The organism is Streptomyces sp. AgN23 (assembly GCF_001598115.1).
GTDB lineage: Bacteria > Actinomycetota > Actinomycetes > Streptomycetales > Streptomycetaceae > Streptomyces > Streptomyces antimycoticus.
Map to the genome: position 1 here is coordinate 9,815,254 of NZ_CP007153.1, position 10,161 is coordinate 9,825,414.

General features: G+C 70.7%; 1 protein-coding gene. It reads left to right on the forward strand.

Translation table 11 applies throughout. The features are described 5' to 3' along the window. Positions 1-16: 16 nt before the first annotated feature. Positions 17-10,147, forward strand: coding sequence for a type I polyketide synthase (locus AS97_RS42065; RefSeq protein WP_210566747.1), 10,131 nt, complete (start codon positions 17-19; stop codon positions 10,145-10,147). Positions 10,148-10,161 lie beyond the last annotated feature (14 nt).

The window sequence follows — 10,161 nt, forward strand, 5'->3', positions numbered from 1 at the left end:
GGAGTGACAAGAAGCGGTGAGTGAGACCAAACTGCGCGACTACCTCAAGCGCGCCACGGCCAGCCTGCACGAGACCCGTGAAGAGCTGAGGGAACTCAAGGACAGGGACCGGGAACCCATCGCGATCGTCGGCATGGGGTGCAGGTATCCCGGTGGGGTCGAGACGCCGGAAGACCTGTGGGAACTGGTCGCCTCGGGCACCGACGCCGTCTCCGCCTTCCCCGTGGACCGGGGATGGGACGAGGACCTGTACGACCCGGACCCGGAGAAGCCGGGCAAGAGCTACACGCGTGAGGGCGGGTTCCTGCACGACGCGAACGGCTTCGACGCCTCGTTCTTCGGCATGAGTCCGCGCGAGGCGCTGGCGACCGATCCCCAGCAGCGGCTGCTGCTGGAGACCTCATGGGAGGCGCTGGAGCGGGCGGGCATCGCTCCGGCGTCCATGCGCGGCAGCCGCACCGGCGTATTCGTCGGTGTGATGTACAACGACTACGGCTCCCGCATCCACTCGATACCGGAGGGTCTCGAAGGCCACCTGGGCAACGGCAGCGCCGGGAGCATCGCGTCCGGCCGTATCTCCTACACCTTCGGTTTCGAGGGCCCCGCGGTGACCGTGGACACCGCGTGCTCCTCGTCGCTCGTGGCGCTCCACCTGGCCATGCAGGCGCTCCGCAAGGGCGACTGCTCGCTGGCGCTGGCCGGCGGCGTGGCCATGATGGCGACTCCAGAGGTGTTCATCGAGTTCAGCCGGCTGCGCGGACTCGCCGTGGACGGACGCTGCAAGTCGTTCTCGAACGCGGCCGACGGCACCGCATGGGCCGAGGGCGCCGGTGTGCTGCTGCTGGAGCGGCTGTCCGACGCGCGGCGCAACGGGCACCAGGTGCTGGCGGTGGTACGGGGCGCCGCCGTCAACCAGGACGGGGCGAGCAGCCGGTTGACCGCGCCGAACGGTCCCTCGCAGCAGCGGGTGATCCGCGATGCACTGCGGAACGCGGGCCTGTCGGCGGCCGAGGTGGACGCGGTGGAGGCACACGGCACGGGTACGACGCTGGGCGACCCGATCGAGGCGCAGGCGCTGCTGGCCACCTACGGCAAGGAGCGCCCCGGAGCGGACCGGCCGTTGTGGCTGGGCTCGTTGAAGTCGAACATGGGGCACACGCAGGCGGCCGCCGGTGTGGGTGGCGTCATCAAGATGGTGATGGCCATGCGGCACGGTGTGCTGCCGAAGACCCTGCATGTGGAAGAGCCGTCGGAGCATGTGGACTGGTCGGCGGGGGCGGTGTCACTGCTGACCGAGCCGACCCCGTGGCCGGCGACGGGGGAGCCGCGCAGGGTTGGTGTGTCCTCGTTCGGGGTGAGCGGGACAAACGCACATGTGATCCTGGAGCAGGCCCCCGAAGCCGAGGCGGTCGAGGCCGCCGGGACCGAGGGCGTCGACGGTCCGGTGGCCTGGGTGGTGTCCGGGCGCGGTGCGGAGGGATTGCGGGCGCAGGCCGGACGGCTGCGGGACTTCGTGGCGGAGCGCCCGGAGTACGGCGCGGCCGACGTCGCGCTGTCGCTGGTGACCACTCGCTCGGTGCTGGAGCACCGAGCGGTGGTGGTGGGCAGCGACCGGCAGGAATTGCTGGCGGGCCTCGGCGCGGTGGCGGAGAAGTCCGCTCATCCGGGCGTGGTGGTGGGCGAAAGCGCGACTCCCGGCCGCTCCGTTTTCGTGTTCCCGGGTCAGGGGGCCCAGTGGGTGGGCATGGCGGTCGGGCTGATGGAGTCCTCGCCGGTGTTCGCGGAGGCGATGGCCGAATGTGAGGCCGCGTTGGCGCCTCATGTGGACTGGTCGCTGGCCGAGGTGTTGCGTGGCGCCGACGGCGCTCCCGGTTATGACCGGGAGGACGTCGTTCAGCCGGTGCTGTTCGCGGTGATGGTGTCGCTGGCGAGGCTGTGGCGTTCGGTGGGTGTGCTGCCGGACGCGGTGATGGGTCACAGCCAGGGCGAGATCGCGGCGGCCTGTGTGGCGGGTGCGCTCTCGCTGGAGGACGCGGCCAAGGTGGTGGCGCTGCGGTCGCGGGTGATCGCGGCGGGTCTGGCCGGCCGTGGTGGACTGGTGTCGATCGGACTGCCGATCGACCAGGTGCGGGAGCGGATCGCCGCTTGGAACGGCGCCGTGTCCGTGGCCGCGGTCAACGGGCCGGGGTCGGTGGTGGTGGCGGGTGATGCGAAGGCGCTGGACGAGCTGTTCGCGGCGTTCGACGGCGAGGAGGTCCGGGTCCGCCGGGTCGCCATCGACTACGCGTCGCACTCCGTCCTGGTGGAGGAGGTCCGGGAGGAGCTGCTGAAGGTCCTGGCGGACATCTCGCCGCGCTCCTCGGAGGTGCCGTTCTACTCCACGGTGACCGGTGAGCCCATGGACACGGCCGGTCTGGACGCGGAGTACTGGTACCGGAACCTGCGGCAGACCGTCGAGCTGGAGACCACCACCCGCAGGCTGATCGCCGACGGGCATTCGGCGTTCGTCGAGGTGAGCCCCCACCCCGTGCTGCGGCTGCCGGTGCAGCAGACCGTCGAGGCCGCTGAGGCGGAGGCCGTGGTCCTCGGCACGCTGCGGCGTGACGACGGTGGACTCCAGCGATTCCTGACCTCTGCCGCCGAGCTGTTCACACATGGCGTGCAGGTGGATTGGGCCGCCGCGCTGGAGGAGCGCGGCGGCCGGCGGGTCGGGCTGCCGACGTATGCCTTCCAGCGCGACCGTTACTGGCTCGAAGCGCCCGCGGGTGTGGGCGATGTGGGTTCGGTCGGCCTGGGTTCGCTGGGGCATCCATTGCTGGGTGCGGTGGTCTCGCTGGCGAGCGGTGGCGGGGTGCTGCTGAGCGGACGGCTGTCGTTGGCCACGCATGGCTGGCTGGCGGATCATGCCGTGCACGGGGTCGTGCTGCTGCCGGGAACGGCGTTCGTGGAGTTGGCGGTGCAGGCGGGCGACCAGGTCGGCTGTGGCCGGGTCGAGGAACTGATCCTGGAAGCACCGCTGATCGTGCCCGAGAAGGGCGGGGTGCGCCTTCAGGTCGAGGTGGGAGAGGCGGATGCCTCCGGCTACCGCGAGGTGAGTGTGTTCTCGCGGGATGAAACGGAGGGAGAGACCGCGGCGTGGGTGTGCCATGCCCGCGGGGCCCTCGCGCCGGTCCAAGGCGCCGGCGACACCCTCTTTGACTTCGGGGCGTGGCCTCCGGCGGCGGCTCAGGTCGCGGAGGTGTCGGAGCATTATGTGCGGGCCGCGGAGAACGGGTTGGAGTACGGCCCGGTCTTCCAGGGGCTGAAGCGTGCGTGGCGCCGTGGCGACGAGGTGTTCGCCGAGGTGTCGCTCCCGGAGGCGGAGCGGGACCGGGCGGGTCAGTTCGGTTTGCACCCGGCGCTGTTCGACGCGGCGTTGCACGCGATGGGTGTGAGTGAGGCTCTCGCGGCTGGTTCGGGCAGTCTGCTGCCGTTCTCGTGGCGAGGGTTCTCGCTCGGGGCGGTCGGCGCGTCCTCGCTGCGGGTGAGGCTGGCTCCGGCGACCCAGGGAAACTCGGGTGCGGTGTCGGTGGTGGTGGGGGACGAGTCCGGGCGTGTGGTGGCCTCGGTGGACTCCTTGACGTTGCGACCGGTTGAAGCCGGTCAACTGAGGGTTGCGGGCGGGGCGGCTCGGGATGCGCTGTTCCGGCTGGAATGGGTGCACGCGCCTGCGGCGGATCGGGCGGAGCCCGTGCCGGAGGCGGAGGTCGTGCGCGTGGTCTCCAGCGGCACGGACGTGGTGGGTGAGGTGCATGGGGAGGTGCTCGAGGCCTTTGACCGGGTGAGGTCGTGGGTGGCCGATCAGGGTTCCGCTGACGGCCAGTTGGTCTTGGTGACCCGGGGCGCTGTTGATGTGGGTGACGGCGTTGGTGTGGGGGATTTGGCGGGGGCCGCGGTGTGGGGTTTGGTGCGGTCCGCGCAGGCGGAGAACCCTGGGCGTCTGGTGTTGGTGGACACCGATGACCTGGAGGGCGTTGATGGTCTTCTTCCGGGGCTGCTGGCTCGGGGTGAGGAGCAGTTGGTGGTGCGGTCGGGCGTGGTGCGGGTGCCGCGTCTGGGCCGGGTGTTGCCGTCGGGTGAGGCTTTGGGGGCGGGTGGGTTTGGTTCGGGTGCGGTGCTGGTCACGGGTGGTACGGGTGTGCTGGGTGGTGTGGTGGCGCGGCATCTGGTGGCCCGGCATGGTGTCGGGAAGTTGGTGTTGCTGTCTCGTCGTGGTGCGGAGGCTGAGGGTGCGGCTGAGTTGCGGGCTGGGTTGGAGGCCGCGGGCGCCGAGGTGGTGATCGCGGCGTGTGATGCGGCGGACCGTGTGGCTCTGGCCGGGGTGTTGTCGGGGTTGCCGGAGGGGTTCGTGTTGAGTGGTGTGGTGCATGCGGCGGGTGTGCTCGATGACGGGTTGCTCACGTCGCTGACGCGTGGGCGGGTTGAGCCGGTGCTGCGGGCGAAGGTGGATGCGGCATGGAATCTGCATGAGCTGACGGCGGGGATGGACCTGTCGGCGTTCGTGCTGTTCTCGTCGGCCACTGGTGTGCTGGGTGGTGCTGGGCAGAGCAACTATGCCGCGGCGAATGTGTTCCTGGACGGTCTGGCGTCCTGGCGGCGGGCCCAGGGGCTGCCGGGCGTGTCCATGGCCTGGAGTCTATGGGCCGAGGCCAGCGGCATGACCGGACACCTCGGCGAGGAGGACCTGCGCAGGGTGTCGCGTTCGGGTCTGGTGCCGCTCTCCTCCGAGGAGGGGCTCGAACTGTTCGATGCCGCGCTGGCGTCGGACGAAAGCGTGCCGGTTCCGCTGCGGCTGGACATCCCCACGCTGCGTGCGCAGGGCGCCGAACTCCCCGCCGTGTTCCGCAACGTCGTGCCCAACGTGACGACACGCCGCACCGCGCGTTCGGAGCAGAGCGACAGTCTTCCCGACGAACTGCGCCGCCGCCTCGCGGGGCTGCCGCGGACCTCGCAGGACGAGACGCTGTTGGAGCTGGTCCGCGTTCAGACCGCGGCCGCCCTTGGGCACGCCACCCCCGAAACGGTGAACACACGGCAGCCCTTCAAGGAACTCGGCTTCGACTCACTGATGGCCGTCGATCTGAGGAATCGGCTCACCGCCGAGACCGGCCTGCGACTGTCCGCCACGCTGGTTTTCGACTATCCGACCCCGATGGCACTCGTCGGCCACCTGCGCGACGAAATCCTGGGCACCGACGGCGCCACCACCTCGGCGGGCGCTGGCGTGATGGCCGCGGCGGGCACACCGGTGGACAGCGACCCCATCGTGATCGTGAGCATGAGCTGCCGTCTCCCGGGCGGGGTCCGGACCCCGGAGGAACTGTGGCAGCTCGTGATGTCAGGCACGGACGCGGTGTCCGAGTTCCCGTCCAATCGTGGCTGGGACCTCGACGGGATGTACGACCCGGACCCCGACCGGGAGGGTACGTACTACGTCCGCAACAGCGGATTCCTCTATGACGCCGACCAGTTCGACCCGGCGTTCTTCGGGATCTCGCCGCGCGAGGCGCTGTCGATGGACCCGCAGCAGCGACTGCTGCTGGAGACCTCGTGGGAGGCGTTCGAGCGGGCGGGCATCGATCCCGTGGCCAACCGGGGCAGCCGCTCCGGCGTCTTCGTCGGCGTCATGTACAACGACTACGCCACTCGGCTGCAGGGGAACCCCCCGGAGGGCTTCGAGGGCTCCCTCGGCACCGGCAGCGCGGGCAGCGTCGCGTCCGGCCGCATCTCGTACACCTTCGGTCTCGAGGGTCCGGCGGTGACGGTGGACACCGCGTGCTCCTCCTCGCTGGTGGCGCTGCACCTGGCGGCGCAGGCGCTGCGCCAGGGCGAGTGCGACCTGGCACTGGCCGGCGGTGTCACGGTGATGTCGTCGCCGAATGTGTTCGTCGAGTTCAGCCGACAGCGGGGACTCTCTCCCGACGGCCGATGCAAGCCCTTCGCGGAAGCGGCGGACGGCACTGGCTGGTCCGAGGGTGCGGGCATGCTGCTCCTGGAACGCCTGTCGGACGCCCGGCGCAATGGCCACCCGGTGCTGGCGGTGGTCCGTGGCTCGGCTGTCAACCAGGACGGTGCGAGCAACGGCCTGACGGCCCCGAACGGCCCGTCGCAGCAGCGCGTGATCCGCCAGGCGCTGGCGAGTGCTCACCTGCCGGCGGCCGACGTGGACGTCGTGGAGGCGCACGGTACCGGCACGCCGCTGGGCGACCCGATCGAGGCACAGGCCGTGCTGGCGACGTACGGGCAAGGGCGGCCCGAGGGACAGCCGCTGCTGTTGGGCGCGTTGAAGTCGAACCTCGGTCATACGCAGGCCGCTGCCGGTGTCGCCGGCGTGATCAAGATGGTGATGGCGATGCGGCACGGCGTGGTGCCGAAGACGCTGCACATCGATGAGCCGTCGAAGGAGGTGGATTGGTCGGCGGGTGAGGTGCGACTGCTGACCGAGGCCGCCCAGTGGCCGGAGACCGGGCACCCGCGTCGGGCCGCTGTGTCGTCGTTCGGTGTGAGCGGGACGAACGCGCACACCATTCTGGAGCAGGCTCCGGAGGACGAGGCGGCCGAGGTCGCCGACGCCGAGGTGGCCGAGGGGCCGGTGGCCTGGGTGGTGTCGGGCCGCAGCCTGGCCGGTCTGCAGGCACAGGCCGGGCAGTTGCGGGAGTTCGTGGCGGCCCGCCCGGAGCTGGGCGTTTCGGATGTGGCGCTGTCGCTGGCGACGACCAGGTCCCCGTTTGAGCACCGTGGGGTGGTGACAGGTGCTGATCGTGAGGAGCTCCTGGCGCGGCTGGGTGCGTTGGCGGCGGACGAGGCTGCCCCTGGTGTGACACGTGGTGTGGCGGATGCGCGGGGCCGTTCGGTGTTCGTGTTCCCGGGTCAGGGTGCGCAGTGGATGGGCATGGCGGTGGGGCTGTTGGAGTCCTCGCCGGTGTTCGCGGAGGCGATCGGTGAGTGTGAGGCGGCGTTGTCGGCTCATGTGGACTGGTCGCTGACCGAGGTGCTGCGCGGGACGGAGGGCGCTCCCGGTTTCGACCGGGTGGATGTGGTCCAGCCGGTGCTGTTCGCGGTGATGGTGTCGCTGGCGAAGTTGTGGCGTTCGGTGGGTGTGGAGCCGGATGCGGTGATGGGTCACAGCCAGGGTGAGATCGCGGCGGCCTGTGTCGCGGGTGCGCTGTCGCTGGAAGACGCCGCGAAGGTGGTGACCTTGCGGTCGCAGGCCATCGCGGCGGGCCTCGCGGGTCGTGGTGGCATGGTGTCGGTCGGGCTGCCGGTCGACCGGGTCAAGGAGCGCATCGCCGCCTGGGCTGGTGCGATCTCGGTCGCGGCGGTCAACGGCCCCGGTTCGGTCGTGGTCTCGGGTGACCCGGGTGCGCTGGATGAGATGGTGGCGCAACTTGAGGGTGAGGAGGTGCGTGTTCGCCGGGTTCCGGTGGACTACGCCTCGCACTCGGCCCATGTGGAGGCGATCCACGAGGAGCTGCTGAAGGTTCTGGCGGACATCCAGCCGCGTTCCTCGGAGGTGCCGTTCTACTCGACGGTCTCCGGTGAGCTGGTGGACACGGTTGGTCTGGACGCCGAGTACTGGTACCGCAACCTGCGGCAGACCGTTGAGCTTGAGGCCACCACCCGCACCCTGCTCGACAGCGGGCATGACGTGTTCATCGAGGCGAGCCCGCATCCCGTCCTCATGCTGCCGTTGCAGCAGACCGTGGAGGCAGCCGGGACGCGGGCCGTGGTCGTCGGCACGCTGCGGCGCGACGAGGGCGGCCTGGAGCAGTTCCTGACCTCCGCCGCCGAGCTGCACGTCAGCGGGGTCGGCGTCGACTGGCCGACGGTGTTCGAGGGCCGCGGTGCCCGCCGGGTCGACCTGCCCACCTACGCCTTCCAGCGGCAGCGGTACTGGTTGGACGCGCCGGTCGGTGAGGTGCCCGCCGGCGGTGAGGGGCTGGGCGCGGACGCGGTGGACGCGCGGTTCTGGGAGGCCGTGGAGCGCGAGGACCTGGAGGCGCTGGTCCGCACCCTGGAGGTGGACGACGAGGAGCAGCAGTCGTCCCTGACCGCGTTGCTTCCGGCGCTGTCGTCGTGGCGTCGTCAGTGGCGTGAGCGGAGCACGGTGGACGGCTGGCGCTACAGCGTGGTCTGGAAGTCGGTGGAGTCCGCCGCTGAGGCTACGCTCACCGGCACCTGGCTGGTCGCCGTTCCCAAGGTCTGTGGTGACGACGCCTTGCTCGCCTCCGTGGTGGATGGGCTGGCCGGGCGCGGAGCGCATGTCGTGCGCGTGGTCGTCGACGCGGCCGATGGCCGCGAGGTGATGACGGAGCGGCTGCGTGGTGCGCTCGACGAGACGGGGGTGGATCCGTCGGGTGTGGCGGGTGTGTTCTCGCTGCTCGGGCTGGACGAGTCGGCGCACGGGTCGTTCGAGGTGGTCCCGGCCGGGCTGGCGGCGACGGTGGCGCTGGTCCAGGGGCTGGGCGACGCCGGTGTGGTGGCCCCGCTGTGGTGCGGGACGCGGGGTGCGGTGTCGGTGGGACGTTCCGACCGGCTGGTGAGCCCGACACAGGCGATGGTCTGGGGGCTGGGACGGATCGTGGGAGTGGAGTATCCCCAGCGCTGGGGCGGTGTCGTGGACCTGCCCGAGACCATCGACAGCCGTGCGGTGGCCCGGCTGGCCGGAGTGCTGACCGGTGCGGAGTCCGAGGACCAGGTCGCGCTGCGTGGTTCGGGGGTCTTCGTCAAGCGGCTGGTGCGGGCCTCGGCGCCTGACAGCACGGCCACGGATGGCTGGCGGCCGAGTGGTTCGGTGCTGGTGACCGGTGGTACGGGCGCGCTGGGCGGCCATGTGGCGCGGTGGCTGGCGCGTACGGGCGCCGAGCATCTGGTGCTGACCAGCCGTCGTGGGATGGAGGCCGAGGGCGCCGCCGAGTTGAAGGCGGAGCTGGAGGAGCTGGGTGCCCGGGTGACGGTGGCGGCGTGTGACACGGCCGACCGTGCGGCGCTGGCCGGGGTGTTGGACGCGATTCCGTCGGAGTTCCCGCTGACCGCCGTGGTCCATTCGGCGGGTGTGCTGGACGACGGCGTGATCGACGCCCTGACGGTGGAGCGGGCGGCCGGGGTGTTGCGTCCGAAGGTGGACGCGGCGCGGAATCTGCATGAGCTGACCGCGGGGATGGATCTGTCGGCGTTCGTGCTGTTCTCCTCGGCGGCGGGCACGACAGGCGGTCCGGGGCAGGGAAGCTATGCGGCGGGCAACGCGTTCCTGGACGCGCTGGCGGCCCAGCGGCGGGCGGACGGGCTTCCGGCCGTCTCCATCGCCTGGGGCGCCTGGGCCGGCAGCGGCATGGTCATCGACGGCGACCTCGAAGGGCACATGGAGCGGGGCGGCGTGGCCCCGATGGACCCAGACTTGGCGATCTCCGCGCTCCAGCGCGCGCTCGACGTGGACGAGACCTTCGTCCTTGTGGCCGACGCCGCATGGGACCGCCTCGGCGAAGAGCTCGGTGGAACCCGGCCGACCCCCATGCTGAGCGAGTTGGTGAAGCCGCGGCGGTCGAACGTCTCGTCGGCGTCGTCCGACCCGGAGCCGGCCGAATCGGCCGCGGCGGAGCTGCGCGCGAGTCTGGAGGGGCTGTCCTCGGCGAAGCGTCAGCGTTCCCTGCGCAAGCTGGTCCGGCAGCACGTCGCCGCGGTCCTGGTGCATGCGACCCCCGACGCCATCGAGAGCGATCGGTCGTTCCGGGAACTCGGCTTCGACTCGCTGACGGCCGTGCAGCTCCGCAACCGTCTGGGCGCGATCACCGGCCTGGAGTTGCCGACCACGTTGGCGTTCGACTTCCCGAACCTCACCGTACTGGCCGAGCATTTGGAGACGAACATGTTTCCGCGGGCCAGTGGCGCTGACCAGAACGACCCCGAAGAAGACCGAATTCGCGAGGCCTTGGCCTCAATTCCGCTCGCGCGTTTCCGTGAGGCCGGACTGATGGACGCCCTGCTGGAACTCGCCCACATCTCGGAGAGCGGTTCTGAGCCGGTGCCCCAAGAAGAAATGAACAGCGCTGTCGACGAGATGGATGTCGACGACCTCGTCCAGAGGGCACTGGGCGGCGCAGACCTTTGATGTTCGTGGAAGTG